Raw genomic sequence first — 22,344 nt, forward strand, 5'->3', positions numbered from 1 at the left:
CTGATCGTTACGGGGTTAGACGGCGGCCTCGGCCTTCCTGACACCTGTCATGAAAACTTGCTCCGATGGTCGCCTAACCTTCGGAAATCTCAAACTGATCCGGACCCAGACGGGTCAGCTTGAAGCCGTGAACCCCCACGATCGCGGCCAGGGCGTTTTCCGGCTGGTCATAGGCGAAACGGCCGCTGACGAGGGCGCGCGCCACGGCGGGGTCGGCCAGTTCGACCTTGATCCCGGTCGCGCGTTCCAGATCCTCGACCACGCTGGCCAGGCTCGCCTCGTTGAACTCCAGCCAGCCCTTGGCCCAGGACGGAACATCGGTCTCGGCCTCGGGCCGGATCAGCGCCGCGCGCTGCACCACGCCGCCGGATACGGTCGCCCGTTCGCCCGCATGGACGCGCGTCGACATCCCTCGCCCCGAAACGACCTTCACGATCCCCTCGAACACCACGACCTCGACCACCGTGCCGTCGGGCGTCTTGCGCTGATCGACGTTGAAACGGGTGCCGACGGCGGTGACGCGCACCCTGTCGACCTCGACCGAGAAGGGCCGGCTCTTGTCGGGCGCCACCTCAAAGAAGCCTTCGCCCTTCAGGCGCAGACGCCGCTCGTGTTCGCCCAGGTCCACCCGCACCTGGCTTTGCCCGTTCAGACGCACCGCGGACCCGTCCGCCAGCGTGACAGGCTGCGGGACGCCACGGCTCCCCACGATCAGGTCCCCGCGCGGCGTCAGGACGACGCCGGCCAGGACCACCGCCCCGACGGCCGCCGCCAGCCCCGCGCCGACAACCGCGCCGCGCGGCTGCAACGGAAAGCGCCGCCGTGCGGGCCGCGCTCGCGCCATCCGCTGCGTCGCCCAGATCACGGCCGCGTCGTCGATCAGCGCCTCGTGCCGCCGCAACAGGTCCGCCCGATCGGGCCGCCCCTCCAGCCACTGGTCCAGCCCCGCCTGCTGCTGCGGCGACCAGGCCGCGTCGCGCCGCGCGTCGGCCCACAGCGCGGCCTCGCGGTCGTCCTTCGGGTTCACGGGTCTAGTCGACATGGCGGCCCTCCGCCGTCCGGCGCAGCGTCTGGGCCGCGCGGCTGTAGTGTTTCTGCACCGCCTCGACCGACAGCCTCAGATCGCGCGCGATCGTCTCATAGGACTCCTCGCCCGCCCGGCGCCGCACGAAGACCTCGCGCCGCAAGGGCGGCATGGCCTCCAGCGCCTTCTGGCACAGCTTCAACCGCTCGCTCATGTCCAGCGCCTCCAGCGGCGTCGCCCCGCTGTCGACGGGAAGCTCGGCCTCTTCCAGATCCTCGATCGGCACATTGGCGGTCCGCCGGGCCCGATCGACCAGGATGTTGCGCGCCGCGCGCATGGCGTAGGACAGGGGGTCGATGATCAGGGTCTCGCGGGCTCGCGTCAGGACGCGCACGATCGCCTCCTGCGCCACGTCCTCGGCGTCCCCCGCCGTCGCCGACCGTCGCCGGACATAGGCCAGCAGGGCCCGGTTCTGCGCCGCCAGCGTCCGCCCCACCTCCTGCTCGTGACCGATCACCGCAACGCTCCCCGCCGGAGCGTCGCTATAGAAGCCGCGCGTGACGGAAACGGCGAAGTTCAGTGTCAGTTTGATAGCAGGCGAGCGCCGCAAAGCTTGAACCTGCAATCAACACACTGAAACAAAGAACAAAAACTATGGCGACCCCGGAGGGACTCCAACCCCCGACCTCGGCTTTAGGAAAGCCTTGCTCTATGCAGCTGAGCTACGGGGCCGTCTCGGATCGTCCCTAGCCGGTCGCGGGCGTGAGGGAAAGACGGAGGCCGTCGATTTGGCGCCCGGCAAGAAACTCCTAGCGATTAATCCCTGTTAAGCTACAATATGTTGTGGAGAACAAATGCTGAATTGGGCCGTGTCGCTGATTCGGTCATGATTTGTTTCGCGCCCGTTCCAGGCGCCGGAAAGCTTCTGTTCATTATTGGCGTCGCCTTGCGGTTTCGCTTGAGAAACCCACGGGGCTTCTCCACCTTGAACCTGACATGAGTGATCGTTCCGCAGGTCTGGCCCCATCGCGCGTCACAGCGATCCTGGGTCCCACCAACACCGGCAAGACCCATCTGGCGGTCGAGCGGATGCTGGGTCACGCCTCGGGCATGATCGGCCTGCCGCTGCGTCTCTTGGCGCGCGAGATCTATGAGCGGATCGTCAAGCAGCGCGGGGCTTCGTCGGTCGCCCTGATCACCGGCGAGGAGAAGATCGTCCCGCCGCGCCCGGCCTATTTCGTCTGCACGGTCGAGGCCATGCCGCTGGAACGACAGGTCGAGTTCCTGGCCGTGGACGAAATCCAGCTGGTCGCCGACCCCGAGCGCGGCCACGTCTTCACCCAGCGCCTGCTGCACGCGCGCGGCCGGTTCGAGACCATGTTCCTGGGGGCCGGGACCATGGCCCCGCTGATCCGCGCCCTGGTCCCCGACGCCGAGATCGTGACGCGCGAGCGGCTGTCCACCCTGTCCTACGCCGGGTCGAAGAAGCTGACCCGCCTGCCCCGCCGCAGCGCCGTCGTCGCCTTCTCGACCGAGCAGGTCTACGCCATCGCCGAACTGCTGCGCCGCCAGAGGGGCGGGGCCGCCGTGGTCATGGGGTCGCTCAGCCCCCGCACCCGCAACGCCCAGGTCGAGCTGTTCCAGTCGGGCGAGGTGGACTTCCTGGTCGCCACCGACGCCATCGGCATGGGGCTGAACATGGACGTCGACCATGTGGCCTTCGCCGGGCTTCGCAAGTTCGACGGCCGCCGCACCCGCTGGCTGCACGCCGCCGAGATCGGCCAGATCGCCGGGCGCGCCGGTCGCCACCTGCGCGACGGCACCTTCGGCGTCACCGGCGAGGCCGAGGATCTGGACGAGGATATCCTCGAACAGGTGATCAGCCACCGCTTCGATCCGGTCGAGGCCGCCGAATGGCGCCACGGCCGGCTGGACTTCGACGCCCTGCCCGACCTGCTGCGCTCGCTGACGGTGACGCCCGAACGCTTCGGCCTGCGGCTGACGGCCCAGGCCCTGGACGAGACCCTGCTGCGGCGCTTCGCGGCCGATGAGGACGTCAAGAAGATCGCCCGCTCGCGCGGCGCCCTGATGCGTTTGTGGGAGACCTGCCAGCTGCCGGACTTCCAGAAGACCACCCTGGACGAGCACGCCCGTCTGTCGAAGGAGATCTTCACCGCCCTGACCAGTCGCCGTGGTCGCCTGACCGAGGACTGGGTCGCCCCGCGCTTCAACGACCTGGACCGCGACGACGGCCAGATCGACCAACTGTCAGCCCGCCTCGCCGGGGTGCGGACCCTGGCCTACATCGCCAACCGTCCCGACTGGATGGATCAGGCCCAGGGCTGGCGCGACAAGACCAAGGCGCTGGAGGAGCGGCTTTCCGACGTCCTGCACGAACGGCTGACCGCCCGCTTCGTCGACCGACGCACCACGGCCCTGATGCGGGCGTTGAACGTGCGCTCGGACACCCTGGCGGGCGTCGCCGACGACGGCGAGGTCACGGTCGAGGGCGAGGTGGTCGGCCATCTGGAGGGGGTGCGCTTCACCCCCGACGCGGGCGGCTCGGCCCTGGCCGACCGGGCGCTGCGTCAGGCCGCGACCCGCGCCGTGGGGCCGGAGATCGCCCGGCGCCTCGGCAAGCTGGCCGCCGAGGCGGACGAGGCCTTCAGCGTCATTCCCAACCCGCGTTCGGGCGGCGGCGACGTGCTGTGGAACGGCGCCCTGACGGCCCGGATCATCAACGACGATCCCTTCGCCCCGCGCGTGCGGCTGCTGGGCGATCTCGGCCCGGTCCCGGCGCGCGAGCGGGCGCAGCGCCGCATCGAGGCCTGGCTGGCGTCCGAGGCCGGGCGCAGCCTGCGCGAGCTGCGCCGCCTGCGTCAGGCGGTCGACAGCGGCGCCCTGACCGGCCTGCCGCGCGGCCTGGCCTTCCGCCTGATCGAGGCGGGCGGCGTCATTCCGCGCGCCGACGTCGAACGCGATCTGGCCGCCCTGAGCCAGCACGAGCGGCGCACGGTCAAGACCTTTGCGATCAGAGTCGGCGCCCATTCCGTCTGGCTGCCCGGCGCGCTCAAGCCCCGCGCCCGGCTGCTGGCCCAGGCCTTCGTCGTGGAGCCTTTCCGCCCGAGCGGCGAGGCCCTTCTGCCCCTGCCCTCGCCCGCCCCGTCACCCCGCGCGCTCGCCGCCTTCGGGCGTCGCGCCGTCGGACCGTGGACCGCCCCCGTCGAGGCGCTGGAACGCTTCGCCGAGCTGTCGCGCGCGGCCGGCAAGGCGCCGCTTGCGGCGGAAGCCCTGACCGAACTGGGCTGGACCGCCGAACAGGCCAAGGCCGTGCAGGCCGCCCTGCGCCTCCCGCGCGCCGACAAGGCGCCGCGCCCCGGCCAGCCCGCGCCGCCGCCCAAGGACTCGCCCTTCGCCGCCCTGGCCCAGCTGACCCAGCCGCCCGCGCCCCCGCGCCGCAAGCGCCGCCCGAGGCGCAAGGCGGCGACCGCGTGATCCCCTCCTGCCGCATCGACCTCTGGCTGTGGCGCGCCCGCTTCGCCAAGACCCGCGGCGACGCCGCCGACATGGTCGAGCGCGGCGCCATCCGCCTGACCCATCACGGCGTCCAGACCCGGCTCGACAAGCCCAGCCGCAGCGTCCACCCCGGCGACGACCTCCTGTTCGCGCAAGGCGGGCGGCTGATCGCCGTGCGCGTGCTGCAATTAGGCGAAAGGCGCGGCCCTCCCGAGGAAGCCCGCGCCCTTTACTCTCTTCAGGACTAGATCGGGCTCAAGCAGCGCGAAGCGCGGCAGCCCCAAAAAATATCCTACTGCTTCACGAACTCGCCCTCGATGTGCAGCTCCACCTCGTCGCCCAGGGCGGGCAGGGCGAAGTTGATGCCGAACTCGGAACGCTTGATGGTGGCCTCGCCGTCGAAGCCGGCCTTGTAGCCGCCGCGCGTCTGGCCGGCCTGGTTGAACTCGACCTCCATCGTCACCGGCTTGGTCACGCCGCGCAGGGTCAGTTCGCCGTGCACCATGGCCTCGTTCGGCTTGGACGGGTCCAGCATGATGTGGACCGAGCGGAAGGTGGCGACCGGGTGGTTGGCGGTGTCGAAGAAGTCCGCCGTCTGCAGGTGGCGGTTCAGCCCGTCGGAGTTCGACGCCACCTCGGTCAGGGGAATGCTTGCCGTCAGGGTGCTGGCCGACGGATTGGCCGGGTCCAGCTTCAGTTCGGCCTGAACGTTCACGAACTGGCCGGAATAGGTCGAGAAGCCGAGGTGATCGACCGACCAGGTGATCTTGCCGTGGGCGGGATCCAGCTTGTAGTCGCCGGCCTGGACCTCGGACGGAACCTTGGTCAGGGCCGCCTGGGCGACGACCGCGCCCCCGGCCAGAAGGCTGAGCGCCAAAACACCGGGAACGAGGGCCCCGGCGCCGATGCGAACGACTGTGGAACGAGCGGTGAAACGCATGGGCGAACCTCCTTCTGAACGGTGATCTGTAATCGCATTGGATGCAGACGAGACGCGACGCCGTCAAGCCGACGCCCGCGCCCTCGGTTGACAGTTGGTTCCGACGGGGCCATTTGCCCGCCCTCGACCTTGATTGCTGCAACAGGCCCGCCCGCCCGCCATGACCTACATCGTCACCGACGCCTGCGTGAAATGTAAGTTCATGGACTGTGTCGAGGTCTGTCCGGTGGACTGCTTCTACGAGGGCGAGAACTTCCTGGTCATCGCCCCTGACGAATGCATCGACTGCGGCGTGTGCGAGCCGGAATGCCCCGTCGACGCCATCGTCCCCGACACCGAGGACGAGCCGGACGGCAAGTGGCTGCAGGTCAACGCCGAATACGCCAAGGTCTGGCCCAACATCACGGTCAAGGGCACGCCCCCCGCCGACCGCGAACAGTATGAGCGCGAGACCGGCAAGTTCGAGAAATACTTCAGCGAGAAACCCGGCAAGGGCTCCTAAGGTCTCGCCGCAATCCGGTCACAAAGTGCCGGAACCGCTCAGTCGTCCTGTGGATGTTTTGAGATTTCCTAATTTTATGATAGGTTCCTGCCTATTCGAAACGGGCGGTTCCGCAGCCATGCGCGCCGCCCGCGTTTGCGACAGAACCCCGCCGTCGAGACGGGGTCGGCCAGAGGTTCGGTGATCCGCTTTCGTTTCTGATCTGTGATCTGTCCATCCCACCGGCGGGAGCTTCGGTTTCCGGCGGATGGGTGCTTTCGCTCATCGGCTGCGCCAGCGCCTCGCTTCGCCCCTGTTCCGGGAAAGGAATGACATGACGAGCAAGACCGGTCTGGAATTCAAGGTTGGCGATGCGGTGGTCTATCCCGCCCATGGCGTCGGCAAGGTCGCCGCGATCGAGACTCAGGAAGTCGCCGGCATGTCGCTGGAAGTCTATGTCGTGACCTTCGACCACGAGAAAATGACCCTGCGCGTCCCGACCAAGAAGGCCAAGACCGCCGGCCTGCGCACCCTGGCCGCCGACGACACCGTCACCAAGGCCCTGACGACCCTCAAGGGCCGCGCCCGCGTCAAGCGCACCATGTGGTCGCGTCGCGCCCAGGAATATGAAGCCAAGATCAACTCCGGCGACCTGATCTCGATCGCCGAGGTGGTCCGCGACCTGCACCGCGCCGACACCCAGCCGGAACAGTCCTATTCGGAGCGCCAGCTCTATGAATCGGCCCTGGACCGCATGGCCCGCGAAGTCGCCGCCGCCAACCGCATCGACAAGGACGCCGCCGTCGCCCTGCTGGCCAAGTCGCTGAGCGCCAAGAAGCCGGTCCCGACCGCCGCCGAACTGGAAGCCGCCGCCGCCGAAGCCGAGGCCGAAGCCGCCTGATTTCAGGACGCCGACCGGCACGACAAAGGCCCGGCGGCGACGCCGGGCCTTTTCTTTCTACCGCCATAGCGCGCCGCGAGGTGCGCCGTGGCGTCCGTCCGGGGTTTGCGAGACGCGATCGTTAGCGGTCGTGTCATCATCGTGTTAAGACCCCCGCCCTTTATAGCGGCGGCCATGTCGCCAGAGCATTTCAGACTTCAGGAGAAGCCACACATGAGCAGGGTGCTGGTTATCGGTGCAGGCGGCGTCAGTTCAGTCGCCGTCCACAAGATGGCGATGAACACGGACGTGTTCTCGCATATCACCCTGGCGAGCCGCACGAAGTCCAAGTGCGACGCCATCGCCGAATCCGTGAAGTCGCGCTTTGGCGTGACCATCGACACCGCGGCCATCGACGCCGACGACGTCGCCGCGACCACGGCCCTGATCCAGGCCGTCAAACCGGCCCTCGTGGTCAACCTGGCCCTGCCCTATCAGGACCTGGCCCTGATGGACGCCTGCCTGGCCGCCGGCGTGAACTACCTCGACACGGCCAACTACGAGCCGCGCGACGAAGCCAAGTTCGAATACAAGTGGCAGTGGGCCTATCAGGAGCGCTTCAAGGAAGCCGGCCTGATGGCGCTGCTCGGCTCGGGCTTCGACCCGGGCGTGACCTCGGTCTTCGCCACCTACACCAAGAAGCACCTGCTGGACCGGATCGACACGCTCGACATCCTGGACTGCAACGGCGGCGACACGGGCCTGCCCTTCGCCACCAACTTCAACCCGGAAATCAACCTGCGCGAAGTGACCGCCAACTCACGTCACTGGGAAAACGGCCAGTGGGTCGAGGGCCCGGCGCTGAGCCACAAGCAGGCCTTCGACTTCGAGGGCGTGGGTCAGAAGAACATGTACCTCATGTACCATGAGGAACTGGAGTCGCTGGCCAAGTTCTACCCGGAAATCAAACGCATCCGCTTCTGGATGACGTTCGGCGACAGCTACCTGAAGCACCTGGAAGTGCTGGAAAACATCGGCATGACCTCGATCGAGCCGATGATGTTCCAGGGCCGCGAGATCATCCCCATCGAGCTCCTGAAGGCCCTGCTGCCGGAACCCTCGTCGCTGGGTCCGATCACCAAGGGCAAGACGAACATCGGCACCATCGCCACCGGCGAGAAGGACGGCGTCGCCAAGACCTTCTACGTCAAGAACATCTGCGACCACGAAGCCGCCTATGCCGAAACCGGCAACCAGGCCGTCAGCTACACCACGGGCGTTCCGGCCATGATCGGCGCGGCCATGATGCTGACCGGCACCTGGAAGGGCGAAGGCGTCTTCAACATGGAGCAGCTGGACCCCGATCCCTTCATGGACATGCTGAACAAGCACGGCCTGCCCTGGACGGTCGAGGAGCTGGACGCTCCGCTGGCCTTCTAAGTCGAGACCAGAGCACATGGAAACCAAGGCCGGTGATCCCGGCGCCTTCGCGCATTTCGATCTGAACCGTGTCGCCTCGCCCGCCTTCGTGGTGGACGAGGTCGCGGTGCGGCGCAATCTGGCCGTGTTGAAAGACGTGCGCGACCGGGGCAACGCCCGGGTTCTGCTGGCGCTCAAGGCCTTTTCCATGTGGTCATTGGCGGACGTCGTCGGGGAATACCTCGACGGCGTCTGCGCCTCCGGTCTGTGGGAGGCGCGGCTGGCGCGCGAGTTCTACAAGGGCGAGCTGACCACCTATTCGCCCGCCTACAAGGCCGAGGACCTGCCCGAGATCCTGCGGCTGTCCGACCACGTCATCTTCAACTCGCCCGATCAAGTCACGCGCTTCGCCGACCTGATCGCCAAAGCGCGCGCCGCTGGCGAGACCTTCGAGATCGGCCTGCGGCTGAACCCCGAACATTCCGAGGGCGAGGTCGCCAAATACGATCCGGCCCAGCCCTGCTCGCGCCTGGGCTTCCCGGTGTCGCAGCTGAAGCCGGAACACATGCAGGGCGTCGACGGCCTGCATATCCACGCCCTGTGCGAGCAGGATTTCGAGCCGCTGGCTCGCATCTGGGCGGCGGTGGAGCCCAAGCTCGCGCCCCTGCTGGGCGGGGTGAAGTGGCTGAACCTCGGCGGCGGTCACCACGTGACCCGCGCCGACTATCAGACCGACGCCCTGGTCGCCTTCCTGAACGAGATCAGCCAGCGCCACGGCGTGCAGGTCTATCTGGAGCCGGGCGAGGCCGTGGCGCTGGACGCCGGCATTCTGATCGGCGAGGTGCTGGACGTCTTCGACAACGGCATGCCCATCGCCATTACCGACCTGTCGGCCACCTGCCACATGCCGGACGTCATCGAGGCCCCCTATCGCCCCGCCATGCTGCATGAGCCCGAGAACGGCGTCGCCGTCCGCCTCGGCGGCCCGTCCTGCCTGGCCGGCGACATCATCGGCGACTACGTCTTCGCCGAGCGCCCCGTCCCCGGAACGCGCCTCGCCTTCCTCGACCAGGCCCACTATTCGATGGTGAAGACCAACACCTTCAACGGCGTCCCCCTGCCCGCCATCGCCCTGTGGAACAGCGCCACGGACGAGCTGCGGATGGTGCGCGCGTTCGACTGGACGGAATTCCGCGACCGGCTGTCGTGATCTGACGGCGGCGCTGCGAGGAGGCGCTAGCGATTGGGAACGATGGTATCGCCATGCGTCCTGATCCGCCGGCCAATACGACAGGCGTAGCGGCCATCTCGGATCTCGAACTCGACAGCCGAGCCATTCGGGACATCATAGATTGTTGTCGTATCGCCTTGCTCGACAACAAGGTGTCCGGGGCTGCCGAAACTGCAATGCCCGGCCTCTGTCTGGTGGAAAAGGCAGCTGAGCGTTCCTCTCTCGGTGCGCAGCATCCATGCGCCAACAAGCAGCCTATTCGGAAATCTCTCTGGATGAGCTGGCGCCGAGACGGCGACTGAGCACGGAACCTGTCCTGCCGCTTCGGCAGGGACATAGGTCCAAGGCAGATCGGGCACGACCGTCGTCTGGACGGCCATGGCTATCGCGGCGCCGGCAGTCACACAGGCCCCCGCAAGGACCAGGGACCACAGGACAGTATTTCGATGCAGCTTCATTCGCCCCTCCAGCTTCGCCGGGAAGGCTAGATCAGAGGTCGGCAGGAGCTCAACTGCGAACGTGGGGGATGTCGGTTATGGGTCGATACCAGCCCTTGCCGCTCCCCCTTACGCCCCGCCTCAGAAGTACTCGGCGCCCGCCGGGCACTGGGCGCTGAGGCGGCGGGCGGTGATGCTGGCGGGGATGTAGGGCGTGCCGCGCATCAGCTGGGCGCCGCCGTTGAAGCGGAAGCTTTCGGTCTGATAGGTCCCGTTCAGGCGCACATTGACGCGACGGCCCTTCTTGTCCTGGCAGGTCCCTTCGAATCGCGCGCGGCCGTCGCCGACGGCGCGGGTCGGATAGGTGCATTTCCAGCGGTTGGTCGACAGGCCGCCGAAGAAGCGATTGATCTCGCTGGGACGGACGCATTTCTGCTCGGTGTCGCGGCTGCCCAGGGCGCTGGTGGTGTATTCCCAGTATCCCGGCAGGACCGGCTGGGCGGGCGCGGCGGTCTGGGCCTGAGGCGCGGCGGCCGGCGCGCCCAGCATGACGGCGCCCGCCACGACGGGGGCGGCCACGGCCGCGGCGCGGGCCAGAACGCGAACGAACGAAACAGACAGCGTCTTCATGGGGAACAGCTTCCGATGGGTCTTCATGCTATCCTCTATATAGCAGGTCGTTGAACATCGGCTGAACGAAGCTGGGCCTTCGCCTCAATCCCCAGCCTGACTCGACTCCAGCCTTGACGGCCTCCGAGTCATTCATCTATACGGCCCCCTCTCTCGCAGGGGTCCGCCCGCTGCGTGCACCTGTTTCATGCGTCCGCACACGTCTCGCGGATGTGACCTTGAGGATCTTAAGATGTCGCGTCGTTGCGAACTCACGGGTATCGGCCCGATGGTCGGCCACAATGTGAGCCACTCGAACATCAAGACCAAGCGCCGCTTCCTGCCGTCGCTGAAGACGGTCAAGGTGGCTTCCGAGTCGCTGGGCCAAACCTTCTCGCTGCGCATCTCGAATGCTGCGCTGCGCACCCTCGACTACAAGGGCGGCCTGGACGTCTTCATCGTCAAGGCTCGCGACGAAAAGCTGTCGACCGCCGCCCTGCGCATCAAGCGCCAGGTGAAGGCCAAGCTGGCTGAGCAGACCGCCGCCTAAGCAGCGCCGTCTGACCAAGTTTGAAGAGGCCGGTGGAAACACCGGCCTTTTTCTTTGGCCGGTCGCCAGCCCCGCCAATCCCCCACGCCGTCATCCTCGGGCTTGACCCGAGGATCGGAGTGTCCGCCTGCGCGACGTCGGCAAGGTCGAGCGCGCCTCTACGCTCGATCCTCGGGTCAAGCCCGAGGATGACGGCGAGATGGGGAGGATGACGGCAAGTAAAGTGCGGGCTTGCGAGCACGGCTCTACCCTCTACCCTCACGGCTCGATCTGCCGGAGCCGAAGCCTTGCGCCTGACCGCCGCCCTCTGCTTGACCACAGCCCTGCTCAGCGCCCCGGCTCTCGCCCAGGAGGCCGCGCCCGCCCGCGATTCGACGCCCTTCACCCTGTCCAGCGGCACGGCGCGCACGCCTGAACAACTGGCCCTGCGCTTCGACAAGGCCGACCTGTCGTTCAAGCTCCTGCCCGAGACCCAGTCGATCGAGGGCGTCGCCGTCCTGGACTTCACCGCCACGGCCCCGACCAACGCCGTCGTGGTCGAACTGGACACGCTGTTCGCCATCGCCTCGGTCGCCGTGGACGGCCAGCCGGTCGCCGACTGGTCCAATCCCGAGGGGCGCCTGACCATCCCCCTGCCGCGCCCCCTGACGGCGGGCCAGACCATCTCCGTCCGCATCGCCTATGCCGGCCGCCCGCATCAGGCCAAGCGCGCGCCCTGGGACGGCGGCTTCGCCTGGTCGACCACGCCCGACGGCCAGCCGTGGATCGCCAGCGCGGTCCAGGGCGAGGGCTGCGACCTGTTCTGGCCCTGCGTCGACCATCCCCAGGGGGAGCCGGACCGCGCCGACCTGCACATCACTGTCCCGTCCGACCTGAGCGCCCCCGCCAACGGCCGCTTCCTGAGCAAGACCGACAACGGCGACGGCACGACCACCTGGAACTGGACCGCGCGCCAGCCCGACACCTACGCCATCAGCCTGAACGTCGGCCCCTTCGTCGAGATGGCCGCCGACTATCCCAGCCGATTCGGCAATGTCGTTCCCTTGCGCTTCTGGCGCCTGGCCTCGACCGACCCGGCCAAGGCCGCCGCCCTGTTCGCCGAATTCCCTAAGCAGCTCGACTTCTATGAGGCGACCATCGGCCCCTTCCCCTTCGGCGACGAGAAGATGGGCGTGGTCGAGACCCCGCACCTGGGCATGGAGCACCAGACCATCAACGCCTACGGCAACGGCTACAAGCTGGACGGCAAGGGCTACGACTGGCTGCTGCAGCACGAACTGGCGCACGAATGGTTCGGCAATCAGCTGACCAACGCCGACTGGGACGACATGTGGCTGCACGAGGGCTTCGGCACCTATATGCAGCCCCTCTACGCCCGCTGGCTGAACGGCGAACGGGCCATGCAGTCCGAGCTGCAGACCATGCGGCTGGCCTTGGCCAACCGCTTCCCGATGGTGTCGGGGCGGCCCCAGGACGCCGGAACCGTCTATGACGCCGCCACCGGGCCGGGGCTGGACCTCTATTACAAGGGCGCCCTGGTGGCCCACACCCTGCGGCTCCACATCGGCGACGACGCCTTCTACGAATCCCTGCGCCGACTGGTCTACGGCCGCCCCGACCCGAAGCCGGGCAATTTCCAGCCGCGCTACGCCACGACGCCCGAGTTCATCGCCATCGTCAACGACGTGACCGGCCGCGACCTGGGCTGGTTCTTCGACGCCTACCTCTATCAGGCCGCCCTGCCCGATCTGGTCATGACCCGCGACGGCGAGCGCGTGACCCTGGAATGGAAGACCGGCGGCGCCCGCCCCTTCCCCCTGCCGGTCGAGGTCGAGGTGGACGGCCGCCTCCGCACCCTGCCCATGACCCACGGCCGCGCGTCCTTCACCGCGCCCGCATCCGCGCACATCCTGCTGGACCCCGGCTCAAAGGTCCTGCGCCGTCTGGAATACCTCGAAACCTGGAAGGCGTCGCAAACCTCGGGTTCATGACGCCGTGCTCACGGGAGGGAAGCGATGCGAATAGCGACATTGGCGATGTGGCTTGGCTTGACGGGCTGCGCAACGACAGGCGGTTCCGCTACCGCAACAATCGAGTGCGACGCTGCGGCAGACGGAGCTCTCACCAACTGCGTCATCCTGAATGAAACACCGGCCGACAGCGGCTTCGGACAGGAGCTCTTGACGCTGGCCAAGACCAGAAGTCTCACAGCCGCAGCCGGCCCGCACCTTCCCGGCAAGCACCGAGCGACGCTGCGGCGCCAAAGGAACTGACAGCCCCACACTCAGCGCCCAGCAGCCCGCCCTACGGCTCCAGCTCGATGTCCCAGTAGAGGTAGTCGAGCCAGCTCTGGTGCAGGAAGTGGGGCGGGAAGCGGCGGCCGGCTTCCTGCAACTCCCAGGAGTTGGGCTGGTGCGCGGTGCGGCGCAGCAGGGGCATTCCGGCCTGTTGCGGCGTACGCCCGCCCTTCCTCAGATTGCAGGGGCTGCAGGCGGCGACGATGTTCTGCCAGGTTGTGCGGCCGCCGCGCGAGCGGGGGATGACGTGATCGAAGGTCAGGTCCTGGGCCAGTCCGCTCTCGCCGCAATACTGACAGGCGAAGCCGTCGCGCAGGAAGACGTTGAAGCGGGTGAAGGCGGGCTTGCGGTCCTGATCGACGTAGGACTTCAGCGAGATGACGCTGGGCAGCTGCATCTCCATCGACGGGCTGCGCACCACCTTGTCATAGACGGCGACCACGTCGACGCGTTCCTGCCAGACGGCCTTGACCACTTCTTCCCAGGGCCAGATCGACAGGGGGTAATAGGACAGAGGACGGAAATCGGCGTTCAGCACCAAGGCGGGAAAGCCGGACGGGGGGCGGGTCAGGACCTGCATCAGGCCCTCCCGCTCATACGGGGGGATACCGAGGCGACAAGAGTGAGGACACGTCTCCTTCCCTAGTCTTACGGGTGGAAGCCTACGCCCGATTCTCCCTCATCGCCATGACCGGTATGCAGCGTTTTCGTGACGCCGCCTCAGAAGACCTCGACCAGTTCGAACCGTTCGCAGACCACCTTCATCCCCGGTGCCCATGTCCCTTCGCGGCGGTAATAGGCCTCATGCGCGTCGCGCCACCACTCATAGGTCAGGTCGCCCTCCCCCTCGGCGCGGGCGAAATCCTCGCTCACCTGCTCGAAAGGCATGATCTCGACCTCGGTGGTGCGGATGGCGCAGCGCGGAACACCCGCCCCGTCCAGAATGACGCTGATCTCGCCCACGGTCGGCATGATGTCCGCCTCGCATGAGGCCAGCGACGAGCAGGTCGCCTGCTTGCCGCCCGCCAGCACCAGGGCCAGCAGTTCATCGGCCAGTTCCGCGCTGTCGCCGAAGGGCCAGCGCGGCGCGTCGCGATAGGCGGCGGGAACGTCGATCATAGGTCAGTCCTCAATTTCGGGTCGGGGCGCTGGGGAAGGCCGGCAGGCTCCAGCCCCACTTCAAGGCGCCGGCGCGCAGGGCGAAGCCCGCCGCGACCGCCACGCCCACCGCCGGCCAGGTCGGCACATCCACGGCCTTCAGGGTCACGAACAGGCCCGCCGACAGCAGGGCGGCGGTGATGTTCAACTCGCGTCTCAGCAGGATCGACGGCTGGCCTGCCAGGACGTCACGCACCACCCCGCCGAAGCAGGCGGTCAGCACCCCCATGACGACACAGATCAGCGGCGCCACGCCATAGGAGGCCGCCTTGGCCGCCCCCATGACGCCATAGGCCGCCAGACCGAACGCATCCAGCCACAGCAGGGCCCGGAAGCGCCAGGTCCGCGCGCCCAGCATCCAGAAGGCCGTCGCCGCCAGTACGCAGACGGCGATATAGCGCCAGTCCTGCACCCAGAAGACCGGCGCCCCGATCAGCAGATCGCGCAGCGTCCCGCCCCCGACCCCGGTGATGGCCCCGAAGAAGGCGAAGGTCACGAGGTCGTGCTTCTCGCGCGCCGCGGCCAGGGCTCCGGTGGCGGCGAAGACGGCCACCCCGGCGAAGTCCAGCAGCGGCAGGACGGTCTCGGGCCGGGTCAGGTCGGCGTCAGCCAAAGGGGTAAGGGGGTTCAAGTCGGCGGGTCCTCCAGCGTGATATCGCCACGCTTGACCCCTCCATACCATCCCCAGAGCAGATGCGCCGCCACCCCGCGATGCGGCCGCCAGATTTCCGCCCGAGCATAGGCCTGTTTCTCGTTCGGCCGCGCCTCGCCCGCATCGGCCCAGCGCATCGCCTCCTGCAAGGCCACGTCGCCGCCCGGAAAGACATCCAGCCGCCCCTCGCAGAACATCAGGAAGGTCTCGGCCGTCCACTTGCCCACGCCCTTGATGGCGACCAGGGCGGCGATGGCCTCGGCGTCGTCCAGCCGCTCCAGATGGTCGAAGTCGATGCGGCCCTCGACGTGGGCCAGGGCGATCTCATGGCCGTATTTCGCCTTCTGTCCCGACAGGCCGAAGGTGCGCAGGGTCTCGACGTCCAGCGCCAGCACGGCGTCCGGCGTCACCGCCCCGCCCAGCCCTTCCACCGTCCGCTTCCAGATCGAGGCGGCGGCGGCGACCGAGACCTGCTGCTCCACGATCATGCGGAACAGGCCCTCGTATCCGCCGGGGCGCAGCCGCCATTCGAACACAGGGGTCGAGGCGTGCGCCCGCGCCAGCGCCGGATCGGCGGCGGCCAGGGCCTCGCGGGCGGCGGCGATGGACGGGGCGGACGGGGCTGTGGCCATGATCGCCTATATCGACAGGGAAAGAAGGCCGCTCTAGCGTGGCGGTCGATGCATACTCTGGACGAACTTCTCCACCCGATCACCCCTGATCGCTTCTTCGCCGAGTTTCACGGCCGAAAACCGCTGCACATTCCCGCCGAGAACGGCGAGGCGAAGCGGGAACTGCTGGACTGGGACGGCTTCAACGGCCTGTTGAACCAGTCGTCGATCTGGACCGCGCAGAGCCTCAAGCTGATGCGCGACGCCGTGGCCGTGCCGCCCGACCAGTATTGCCGCCCTGTCCAGACCCAGTCCGGTTCCGTGCTGCGGCCCGACCCGGCCAAGGTCGCCGTCTTCATGGCCACCGGAGCCAGCGTCATCGCCGGCGACGCGCAGGACCTGACGCCGCGCCTGGCCGAGGCCTCGGCCATGCTGGCCCGCACCTTCGCCGCCGCCGTCGGGGCTAACCTCTACTGCTCGTTCAAGGGCGTCCGCGCCTTCGGGACCCACTACGACCTTCACGACGTCTTCGCCCTCCAGGTCGAGGGCGAAAAGATCTGGCGGCTGTATGAAAACCGGGCCGAAGCGCCCGTCGACTTCCCGCCCGACACGCCCGAGACCCGCCGCTGGCTGGAACAGAGCCGGGGGCGACTGATGGCCGAGGTGCGGATGCGCCCCGGCGACGTCCTCTATCTGCCGCGCGGCTGGTATCACGACGCCCTGGCCCAGGACGGCGCCTCGCTGCACGTGACCTTCTCGGTCACGCCGCTCTATGGCCGCATCATCTTCAGCCTGCTGGAGCAGGCTGCGATGCAGGACCCGGCCTTCCGCGCCTTCCTGCCTCCGGCGGACAAGGACGGCGGTCGGGCGCTTCAGGCCCACATCGTCGACCTCGGCCAACGCCTGGCCCGTCTGACGGCCCTGCCGGCCTTCCGCGACGAGGTGGCGATGACGCAGGAGAAGCTGGTTCCGCGCCCGGCGCGCTTCGCCCTGCCGCAGCCGCTGACGCTCACCGCCTACCGACCGACGGGGCTGCAGGGTCCCGCCTGCGCCGGTCCGGCGGCCCACGCCATGCACTGGGCCATGTCCCAGCCAGACTTCGCGCTGGAGGAACTGGTCGCCCAGTTCGACTTCGTGCCCGAAGCCGACATCCGCGCCGCCGTCGATCGGGCCGAGAAGGCCGGCGCGCTCAAGCGTTTCTGAGTCGCCCGTGTTCGCCACCCGCTTCGCCCCCTCGCCCACCGGCCGCCTGCACCGGGGCCACGCCTTTTCGGCCCTGACCGCCTGGAGCGCGGCGCGCGAGGCCGGCGGGCGCTTCATCCTGCGGATCGAGGACATCGATCCGACGCGCTGCAAGCCCGAGTTCGAGGCGGCCATCTATGAGGACCTGGCCTGGCTCGGCCTCGACTGGGAGGTGCCTGTGCGGCGCCAGTCCGAGCACCTGGCCGACTACGCCGCCGTCGTCGACACGCTGCACGCGCGCGGCCTGCTGTATCGCTGCTTTCGCACCCGGAAAGAGATTCTCGACGCCATCAGCGACGCCCCCCACGGCCCGGCCGAGGCCGTCCGCCCCGGCCCGCATCCGCCCGAGGAAGAAGCCCGCCTGCTGGCCGAGGGCCGCCCCTACGCCTGGCGGCTGTCGCTGGATCGGGCGCGAGAGGCTCTGGGCGAAACCGCCTGGAACGAACTGTCCTTCGTCGAGGAAGGCCAAGGCCCCGACGGCGAAACCGGCGTCGTCCGCGCCCGGCCCGAGACGGCGGGCGACGTGGTGCTGGCGCGCAAGGACGCCGGCGCCGCCTATCATCTGGCCGTGACCCACGACGACGCCCTGCAAGGCGTCACCCACGTCGTGCGCGGCCTGGACCTGTTCGAGGCCACCCACATCCAGCGGCTGCTCCAGACCCTGATGGGCTGGCCCGCGCCGGTCTATCGCCACCACCGCCTGCTCACCGGCCCCGACGGCCGCCGCTACGCCAAGCGGGACCAGTCGGTGACGCTCGCCGAGCTTCGCGCCGGCGGCCTGACGCCCGAGGTGCTGCGGGCGGAGCTGGGGTTCTAGGCGGAGGCGACGCCATCCGCCTCCCCCACCCGCCTCCTCACAGCCGTCATCCTCGGGCTTGACCCGAGGATCGGGTTGTCCGCCTGCACGACATCGGCAAAGAGGAGCGCGCCCCTACGCGCGATCCTCGGGTCAAGCCCGAGGATGACGGCGGGGTTGGTGACGTTTCTTTCGTGCTCAAGTCGCGAGGGTCCGCGACCCGAGCATAGCGCCCAAAAATGCAGCTCAAGCAGCGCGGCTCCGCGAGCCGCGCGTTAGCGCCCTTCTCTTCCAGGCAAAAAGAAAGGCGCGGAACCGGCTGGTCCCGCGCCCTTCAATCGTCTGAACCCGGATCGGGTTCGTCGGCCTTAGAGAACCTTGAGGTCCACAGCCGAGGTCTTGCCGCGCTGGTTTTCCAGCTCGTATTCGACCTTGGCGTTTTCATCGAGGCCCTGCAGGCCAGCCTTCTGAACGGCGGTGACGTGGACGAAAACGTCCGAGCCGCCGTTGTCGGGCTGGATGAAGCCATAGCCCTTGGTGGGGTTGAACCACTTGACCGTGCCGGTCGCCATCTTAGCGTCTCCGTAAACGCGCTTTGCCAGGCGGACTTCCATGCTGGAGAGTCCGTCAGTCCATCTGGACAAGCTCGTTCAGGCGAAGGAGCGAGACGCGGGTTTGGACCCCACGTGAAATCCGGACTGCGGCGATGTTGTCACCCGACTATCCACAGCACGTCAACTGTAAAGCGAAACGCTCGATGCCGGGGCTTGGTTAACATCGAACGCCGATCGAACATCTTCGGTCTTCGATCCAGGACGGCGTCTCCGCCGCCCGTTCGCGGCGCGGGCTGGCGCGTCGAGGAAAATGGCCGCAAGCTCGCCGGGTTCACGACGGTGGAGGAAATCTCGCGATGGCCAAGGACGACTACGCCGACACGCTGGAGGCCCTGCAGATCCAGGTGGTCGAGACCCAGGCCTGGGCCATCGAACAGGGGCTGAAGGTCGTGATCGTCCTCGAAGGCCGCGACGCCGCCGGCAAGGACGGGGCGATCAAGCGGATGACCGAGTTCATGGCCCCGCGCCAGACCCGCGTCGTCGCCCTGCCCAAGCCCAACGACCGCGAACTGACCCAGTGGTATTTCCAGCGCTACGCCAACCACCTGCCGGCGGCGGGCGAGACGGTCTTCTTCAACCGCTCCTGGTACAATCGCGCCGGCGTCGAGCCGGTCATGGGCTTCTGCACGCCGGAGCAGCACGAGCGCTTCCTGCACGACGCCCCGCATTTCGAGCGGATGCTGACCCAGTCGGGGACCAAGCTGATCAAGCTGTGGCTGGACATCTCACGCGACGAACAGTCGCGTCGGCTGGAGGAACGCGTCACCCATCCGCTGAAACGCTTCAAGGTCTCGCCGCTGGACGCCGAGGCCCAGAAGCGCTGGAGCGCCTATTCCGCCGCCCGCGATGAAATGCTGGACCGCACCCATGTCGACTATGCGCCGTGGACCGTCATCGCCACGGACAACAAGAAGAAGGCGCGGCTGAACATCATCCGCCACGTCCTGCACCAGCTGAACTGTCCGGGGCTGGAGGCGCGACAGCCGGACGCCGACATCGTCTTCGCCGCCGACAAGGCCAAGGGCCGGCTGGCCAAGTAGAAGTCTGGCGAAACAGGGCCTCAGTCGTCGCCGAACAGGCGGCGGTTCTTGTCGACGAAGGCGCGGATGCCCCCCACCAGCGGGCCGTGCCGCCCCTTCAGATAGGCCCAGCCCGCGCTCGCCCCGATCAGGGCGCCGATGGCGTCGACGATCAGGTCCCACATGGTGTCCACCAGACCGGACTTCTGGGTGTTCAGGCCGAACAGCTGATCCAGCATGAACTCCCAGATCTCCCACACCGCGCCGATCATGACGGCGAAGCAGAAGGCGAAGAAGGCGACCGTGATCGGCGCCGCCGTCAGCCGGTTCCCCTTCACCAGCATCAGCATCAGCAAAGACCCGACCAGACCGAACGCCACCGCCGAGCCGCCGTGCAGCACCACGTCCCACCACCAGTACCGCTCATAGAAGTCCCCGACCTCGCCCAGCAGCAGCGTGGCGCACAGGAAGGCGGCGATGGCGCTGACAAAGGCCGTGGGCAGGCTGACCCCCACCTTCTCGCCCAGCCAGATCGGAACCAGCGACAGCAGCAGGGTCCCGACCCCGACAAAGGTGACGCTGAACTCGTCGGTGACGAAGCCGATCACCGCCGCCCCGATCAGGATGATCCAGGTCAGGTACAGGATGACGGGCGGACGGTTCGTCGATATCGATGACGTCATAGGATGCTCCCGAGCCCGCCGAAACCTTCGCCTGTAGCGCTGTCTATCACCTTAAGATCATTCTCGCGTCCGAAAGCAAACCTTCGAAAACGCGGCCAACAATGCGCAGCGGTCGTGCGAGCGCCAGTGCAGCGTCACTGCTTTGAAAACAGCAGACCGCGAACGCCATTGGCCCACGCCCGAACGCCGGTGACGTCTCCATCCGCATCCCGTTCGAAGACGAAGGTGGTCGTGCCCCGCAGGCGGGCGGTGAAGCCGTCGGCGAAGCTGGGGCTCAACGGCCACTCAACCGCAAACGGTTGGAGAACGACCAGACCATCACCGCGCTGGATCAGGCTGATCCGGGTGTCGAGTTCCGGGCTGTAGTAGGTCCCGACATAGGCCGACAGGGCTGCGGGGTCGCTCGTGGCGGGTTGCACGGCGACGAACCGTCCCTGGCTCAGGTTCAGCTCCGTCGCCTTGGCGTTCGTTCGTGCGAAGCGGACCGGCTCGCCGTCCGGCGCCTGAAAACGGTCCTCGCCCAGCGCAGCCAGCACCCGGACGCCGCCTTGCTTCAAGGTTAGCTGGCCATGGGCCGCCTCGACCTGGACCAGCGCCCCTGTCACGGGATTGCGGAACAGGCCCTCGTAGGGCGTCAGGTCCACGTTTGACGTCTGGACCGCTGCACTCGCTGCAGCGCCCTCGGCGGACGAAGCCGTCCCTGCGGCCGGCAGCACCAGTTCAGCGATCTGCTCGCCCATCGCGATTGGATTGATCCCGCCGTTGTTGCACAGCACGGCGATCGAGACGCCCTGATCGGGATAGCGCGCCAGCCAGGTCTTGTAGCCGCCGGTCGAGCCGCTGTGCGCCACCAGACGCCGGCCCTGATCCGGCGCGAGTTCCAATCCCAGGCCGTACTCCAGCGCCTTGCCGTCGTTCAGGCGCCCGGGGACTTGCAAGGCCGCCGCCAGCGCCGGGCCGCCAACCAGGGCGGACGGCTGGTCGAGGAAGGCGTTCCAGCGCAACAGATCACCGACCGTCGTCAGCATCCCGCCGTTTCCATACACATTGGTGAAGGGCATGTTGGCGATGAAGCCGGTTTCGGTCGGTGCATAGGCGGTCGCCCGCCCCGGAACGACGGTGCGGAAGTCCTCACGCCAGCGCGTATGGCTCATGCCCAGCGGCTGAAACAGACGCTCGTCGGTGAACTGCTGCAGACTGACGCCACTGATCCGTTCGACGATCATCGCGGCCAGCGCGTAGTTGGTGTTGGTGTAGAGGAACTCGCCGCCCGGCTCGAAATTCAGCCCCTTCTGGCGTGAGGCCAGTTCGAGGATCAGGGGCATGCTGTGCACCTGGGCGCCCGGCCCATTGCCGGTCAGGGCCAGCAGGCTCCACTGTTCGCGCAGGCCGCTGGTATGGTTCAGCAGATGGCGCAGCGTGATCGGCGCGCCATAGTCCGGCATCTCCGGAAGATAGCGCCGAATATCGTCATCCAGACTCGCCTTGCCGTCCTCGACCAGCAGCATGATCGCGGCGGCGGTGAACTGCTTGGCCAGAGAGCCGGTCTCGATGATGCTGTCCGCCGTGAGAGGGTCGGCGTGTTCCAGATCGGACTGTCCGCGGGCGACAATCAGGTCGGGCGCGCCCGGGCGCCTCACCCCAGCCACGCAGCCAGGCCCGGTCTGCGTGATCCTGGCAAAGGCGGGTTCGAGGTCGATCGCCACCCTCGACTGAGCGACGGCGGTCGAGGCGAGGCCGGTAAGAAGGCAGGCCGCGAGGGTGATGCAGATGACTAGGCGCATGGAAGTCTCCGATGAAGCTTCCGCCCTAGGGTCGGCCTTACACCGAACCAAGCTTTGATCGGTGAATGGTCAGTTTTGTCGGTGAACGACCAGCCTACTTCAAACCGTCTTCCGCCAGCGTATGCGCCACGATGGCGTTGGCGTGGCCGTGGCCCATGTCGTGCTCGTCCTTGAGCATGGCCACCAGCTCCATATGCTTGCCAGGATAGCGGGCGCGGACCTCTGCCTTCCACTCGTTGATGGGGCGCCCATACTTCTTCTCGATGGAGGGGAAATAGGACGCAGGGCCCTTGATCGGCGCTTCGGTCATCGGCGGCTCCCTCCGGTTGAAGCGCCACTAAACCCGCCACGGCCGCGCTTCGCAACCGCCCTCGCATGACGCGGATCGGACGCGCCCCCTT

Annotated in this window: 24 protein-coding genes and 1 tRNA gene; 11 read left to right on the forward strand and 14 right to left on the reverse strand. The window is 67.6% G+C overall.

Translation table 11 applies throughout. The features are described 5' to 3' along the window. Positions 1 to 73 precede the first annotated feature (73 nt). The 3 genes from AC3IS2_RS11310 to AC3IS2_RS11320 form a co-directional block, all read right to left on the reverse strand. Positions 74 to 1,042, reverse strand: coding sequence for a FecR family protein (locus tag AC3IS2_RS11310; RefSeq protein WP_489197886.1), 969 nt, complete (start codon positions 1,040 to 1,042; stop codon positions 74 to 76). After that, the gene (locus tag AC3IS2_RS11315; protein WP_489197887.1) at positions 1,032 to 1,541 is read right to left on the reverse strand and encodes an RNA polymerase sigma factor; all 510 of its coding nucleotides are present in this window, start codon (positions 1,539 to 1,541) and stop codon (positions 1,032 to 1,034) included. The genes AC3IS2_RS11310 and AC3IS2_RS11315 overlap by 11 nt, the downstream gene beginning before the upstream one ends. A gap of 138 nt (positions 1,542 to 1,679) precedes the next feature. Next, positions 1,680 to 1,756 (reverse strand) — tRNA-Arg (locus AC3IS2_RS11320). Positions 1,757 to 2,020: 264 nt separating this feature from the next. On the opposite strand from AC3IS2_RS11320, the gene AC3IS2_RS11325 reads away from it, so the two are divergent. Both AC3IS2_RS11325 and AC3IS2_RS11330 read left to right on the forward strand, forming a co-directional pair. Then, entirely contained in the window at positions 2,021 to 4,519 is a 2,499-nt protein-coding gene (locus AC3IS2_RS11325) for a helicase-related protein (protein ID WP_489197888.1), read from the forward strand. Beyond that, positions 4,516 to 4,788 (forward strand): RNA-binding S4 domain-containing protein, encoded by a 273-nt coding sequence (locus tag AC3IS2_RS11330; protein ID WP_489197889.1) that lies wholly within the window; start codon positions 4,516 to 4,518, stop codon positions 4,786 to 4,788. The genes AC3IS2_RS11325 and AC3IS2_RS11330 overlap by 4 nt, the downstream gene beginning before the upstream one ends. A 44-nt stretch (positions 4,789 to 4,832) precedes the next feature. Here the strand turns inward: AC3IS2_RS11330 and AC3IS2_RS11335 are convergent, their stop codons facing one another. Further along, positions 4,833 to 5,480 (reverse strand): YceI family protein, encoded by a 648-nt coding sequence (locus AC3IS2_RS11335; RefSeq protein ID WP_489197890.1) that lies wholly within the window; start codon positions 5,478 to 5,480, stop codon positions 4,833 to 4,835. A gap of 160 nt (positions 5,481 to 5,640) precedes the next feature. Between AC3IS2_RS11335 and fdxA the strand changes: the two genes are divergently transcribed. The 4 genes from fdxA (at position 5,641) to AC3IS2_RS11355 (ending at position 9,470) form a co-directional block, all read left to right on the forward strand. After that, positions 5,641 to 5,982 carry a ferredoxin FdxA gene (fdxA, locus tag AC3IS2_RS11340; RefSeq protein ID WP_207825511.1) on the forward strand — a complete coding sequence of 114 codons (342 nt, stop codon included), beginning with the start codon at positions 5,641 to 5,643 and terminating at the stop codon, positions 5,980 to 5,982. Positions 5,983 to 6,295: 313 nt separating this feature from the next. After that, on the forward strand, positions 6,296 to 6,862 hold the full coding sequence (locus AC3IS2_RS11345; RefSeq protein ID WP_489197891.1) for a CarD family transcriptional regulator: 567 nt from the start codon (positions 6,296 to 6,298) through the stop codon (positions 6,860 to 6,862). A gap of 213 nt (positions 6,863 to 7,075) precedes the next feature. Continuing rightward, on the forward strand, positions 7,076 to 8,281 hold the full coding sequence (locus AC3IS2_RS11350) for a saccharopine dehydrogenase family protein (RefSeq protein ID WP_489197892.1): 1,206 nt from the start codon (positions 7,076 to 7,078) through the stop codon (positions 8,279 to 8,281). Between the two features lie 16 nt (positions 8,282 to 8,297). Beyond that, positions 8,298 to 9,470, forward strand: a complete 1,173-nt coding sequence (locus AC3IS2_RS11355) for a carboxynorspermidine decarboxylase (RefSeq protein ID WP_489197893.1) — start codon at positions 8,298 to 8,300, stop codon at positions 9,468 to 9,470. Positions 9,471 to 9,496: 26 nt separating this feature from the next. On the opposite strand, the gene AC3IS2_RS11360 is transcribed toward AC3IS2_RS11355, so the two are convergent. After that, complete coding sequence (locus AC3IS2_RS11360) at positions 9,497 to 9,949, reverse strand: hypothetical protein (RefSeq protein ID WP_489197894.1); 453 nt, start codon at positions 9,947 to 9,949, stop codon at positions 9,497 to 9,499. Between the two features lie 120 nt (positions 9,950 to 10,069). Next, complete coding sequence (locus AC3IS2_RS11365) at positions 10,070 to 10,585, reverse strand: DUF3617 domain-containing protein (RefSeq protein WP_489197895.1); 516 nt, start codon at positions 10,583 to 10,585, stop codon at positions 10,070 to 10,072. Between the two features lie 205 nt (positions 10,586 to 10,790). Between AC3IS2_RS11365 and rpmB the strand changes: the two genes are divergently transcribed. Beyond that, complete coding sequence (gene rpmB / locus AC3IS2_RS11370; RefSeq protein ID WP_431566172.1) at positions 10,791 to 11,087, forward strand: 50S ribosomal protein L28; 297 nt, start codon at positions 10,791 to 10,793, stop codon at positions 11,085 to 11,087. Positions 11,088 to 11,374: 287 nt separating this feature from the next. Continuing rightward, the gene (locus AC3IS2_RS11375; protein ID WP_489197896.1) at positions 11,375 to 13,078 is read left to right on the forward strand and encodes a M1 family metallopeptidase; all 1,704 of its coding nucleotides are present in this window, start codon (positions 11,375 to 11,377) and stop codon (positions 13,076 to 13,078) included. A gap of 313 nt (positions 13,079 to 13,391) precedes the next feature. Here the strand turns inward: AC3IS2_RS11375 and AC3IS2_RS11380 are convergent, their stop codons facing one another. The 4 genes from AC3IS2_RS11380 to AC3IS2_RS11395 form a co-directional block, all read right to left on the reverse strand. Next, positions 13,392 to 13,967, reverse strand: a complete 576-nt coding sequence (locus AC3IS2_RS11380) for an HNH endonuclease (protein WP_489200146.1) — start codon at positions 13,965 to 13,967, stop codon at positions 13,392 to 13,394. Positions 13,968 to 14,104: 137 nt separating this feature from the next. Continuing rightward, on the reverse strand, positions 14,105 to 14,503 hold the full coding sequence (locus AC3IS2_RS11385; RefSeq protein ID WP_489197897.1) for an ASCH domain-containing protein: 399 nt from the start codon (positions 14,501 to 14,503) through the stop codon (positions 14,105 to 14,107). 10 nt (positions 14,504 to 14,513) lie between these two features. Continuing rightward, positions 14,514 to 15,173 carry a trimeric intracellular cation channel family protein gene (locus AC3IS2_RS11390; RefSeq protein WP_489197898.1) on the reverse strand — a complete coding sequence of 220 codons (660 nt, stop codon included), beginning with the start codon at positions 15,171 to 15,173 and terminating at the stop codon, positions 14,514 to 14,516. Then, complete coding sequence (locus AC3IS2_RS11395; RefSeq protein ID WP_489197899.1) at positions 15,170 to 15,826, reverse strand: DNA-3-methyladenine glycosylase family protein; 657 nt, start codon at positions 15,824 to 15,826, stop codon at positions 15,170 to 15,172. Before AC3IS2_RS11395 ends, AC3IS2_RS11390 begins: the two co-directional genes overlap by 4 nt. Positions 15,827 to 15,874: 48 nt before the next feature. On the opposite strand from AC3IS2_RS11395, the gene AC3IS2_RS11400 reads away from it, so the two are divergent. Together AC3IS2_RS11400 and gluQRS are read left to right on the forward strand one after the other, a co-directional pair. Next, positions 15,875 to 17,008 (forward strand): JmjC domain-containing protein, encoded by a 1,134-nt coding sequence (locus tag AC3IS2_RS11400; protein WP_489197900.1) that lies wholly within the window; start codon positions 15,875 to 15,877, stop codon positions 17,006 to 17,008. A gap of 7 nt (positions 17,009 to 17,015) precedes the next feature. After that, the gene (gene gluQRS / locus AC3IS2_RS11405; RefSeq protein ID WP_489197901.1) at positions 17,016 to 17,864 is read left to right on the forward strand and encodes a tRNA glutamyl-Q(34) synthetase GluQRS; all 849 of its coding nucleotides are present in this window, start codon (positions 17,016 to 17,018) and stop codon (positions 17,862 to 17,864) included. 347 nt (positions 17,865 to 18,211) lie between these two features. Here gluQRS and AC3IS2_RS11410 read toward each other — a convergent pair whose 3' ends face one another. Beyond that, positions 18,212 to 18,415, reverse strand: coding sequence for a cold-shock protein (locus AC3IS2_RS11410; RefSeq protein WP_105564392.1), 204 nt, complete (start codon positions 18,413 to 18,415; stop codon positions 18,212 to 18,214). 338 nt (positions 18,416 to 18,753) lie between these two features. Between AC3IS2_RS11410 and ppk2 the strand changes: the two genes are divergently transcribed. Continuing rightward, positions 18,754 to 19,497 carry a polyphosphate kinase 2 gene (gene ppk2, locus AC3IS2_RS11415; RefSeq protein ID WP_489197902.1) on the forward strand — a complete coding sequence of 248 codons (744 nt, stop codon included), beginning with the start codon at positions 18,754 to 18,756 and terminating at the stop codon, positions 19,495 to 19,497. A 20-nt stretch (positions 19,498 to 19,517) separates the two neighbouring features. Here ppk2 and AC3IS2_RS11420 read toward each other — a convergent pair whose 3' ends face one another. From AC3IS2_RS11420 to AC3IS2_RS11430, 3 genes are all read right to left on the reverse strand, one after another. Then, on the reverse strand, positions 19,518 to 20,159 hold the full coding sequence (locus AC3IS2_RS11420) for a DUF2238 domain-containing protein (protein ID WP_489197903.1): 642 nt from the start codon (positions 20,157 to 20,159) through the stop codon (positions 19,518 to 19,520). 134 nt (positions 20,160 to 20,293) lie between these two features. Next, positions 20,294 to 21,943 (reverse strand): serine hydrolase, encoded by a 1,650-nt coding sequence (locus AC3IS2_RS11425; protein ID WP_489197904.1) that lies wholly within the window; start codon positions 21,941 to 21,943, stop codon positions 20,294 to 20,296. 94 nt (positions 21,944 to 22,037) lie between these two features. Beyond that, positions 22,038 to 22,253, reverse strand: coding sequence for a DUF4287 domain-containing protein (locus AC3IS2_RS11430; protein WP_489197905.1), 216 nt, complete (start codon positions 22,251 to 22,253; stop codon positions 22,038 to 22,040). Positions 22,254 to 22,344 lie beyond the last annotated feature (91 nt).

Source organism: Brevundimonas sp. KH_025, from assembly GCF_057839885.1.

Excerpts from the sequence above, each read along its gene's own strand:
- AC3IS2_RS11335 (WP_489197890.1), bottom strand. The coding sequence starts at position 5,480 with ATGCGTTTCACCGCTCGTTCCACAGTCGTTCGCATCGGCGCCGGGGCC.
- AC3IS2_RS11430 (WP_489197905.1), bottom strand. The coding sequence starts at position 22,253 with ATGACCGAAGCGCCGATCAAGGGCCCTGCGTCCTATTTCCCCTCCATC.
- AC3IS2_RS11395 (WP_489197899.1), bottom strand. The coding sequence starts at position 15,826 with ATGGCCACAGCCCCGTCCGCCCCGTCCATCGCCGCCGCCCGCGAGGCC.
- AC3IS2_RS11345 (WP_489197891.1), top strand. The coding sequence starts at position 6,296 with ATGACGAGCAAGACCGGTCTGGAATTCAAGGTTGGCGATGCGGTGGTC.
- AC3IS2_RS11355 (WP_489197893.1), top strand. The coding sequence starts at position 8,298 with ATGGAAACCAAGGCCGGTGATCCCGGCGCCTTCGCGCATTTCGATCTG.
- AC3IS2_RS11425 (WP_489197904.1), bottom strand. The coding sequence starts at position 21,943 with ATGCGCCTAGTCATCTGCATCACCCTCGCGGCCTGCCTTCTTACCGGC.
- AC3IS2_RS11350 (WP_489197892.1), top strand. The coding sequence starts at position 7,076 with ATGAGCAGGGTGCTGGTTATCGGTGCAGGCGGCGTCAGTTCAGTCGCC.
- AC3IS2_RS11410 (WP_105564392.1), bottom strand. The coding sequence starts at position 18,415 with ATGGCGACCGGCACGGTCAAGTGGTTCAACCCCACCAAGGGCTATGGC.
- AC3IS2_RS11385 (WP_489197897.1), bottom strand. The coding sequence starts at position 14,503 with ATGATCGACGTTCCCGCCGCCTATCGCGACGCGCCGCGCTGGCCCTTC.
- fdxA (WP_207825511.1), top strand. The coding sequence starts at position 5,641 with ATGACCTACATCGTCACCGACGCCTGCGTGAAATGTAAGTTCATGGAC.
- rpmB (WP_431566172.1), top strand. The coding sequence starts at position 10,791 with ATGTCGCGTCGTTGCGAACTCACGGGTATCGGCCCGATGGTCGGCCAC.
- AC3IS2_RS11360 (WP_489197894.1), bottom strand. The coding sequence starts at position 9,949 with ATGAAGCTGCATCGAAATACTGTCCTGTGGTCCCTGGTCCTTGCGGGG.
- ppk2 (WP_489197902.1), top strand. The coding sequence starts at position 18,754 with ATGGCCAAGGACGACTACGCCGACACGCTGGAGGCCCTGCAGATCCAG.
- AC3IS2_RS11420 (WP_489197903.1), bottom strand. The coding sequence starts at position 20,159 with ATGACGTCATCGATATCGACGAACCGTCCGCCCGTCATCCTGTACCTG.
- AC3IS2_RS11400 (WP_489197900.1), top strand. The coding sequence starts at position 15,875 with ATGCATACTCTGGACGAACTTCTCCACCCGATCACCCCTGATCGCTTC.
- AC3IS2_RS11365 (WP_489197895.1), bottom strand. The coding sequence starts at position 10,585 with ATGAAGACCCATCGGAAGCTGTTCCCCATGAAGACGCTGTCTGTTTCG.
- AC3IS2_RS11310 (WP_489197886.1), bottom strand. The coding sequence starts at position 1,042 with ATGTCGACTAGACCCGTGAACCCGAAGGACGACCGCGAGGCCGCGCTG.
- AC3IS2_RS11325 (WP_489197888.1), top strand. The coding sequence starts at position 2,021 with ATGAGTGATCGTTCCGCAGGTCTGGCCCCATCGCGCGTCACAGCGATC.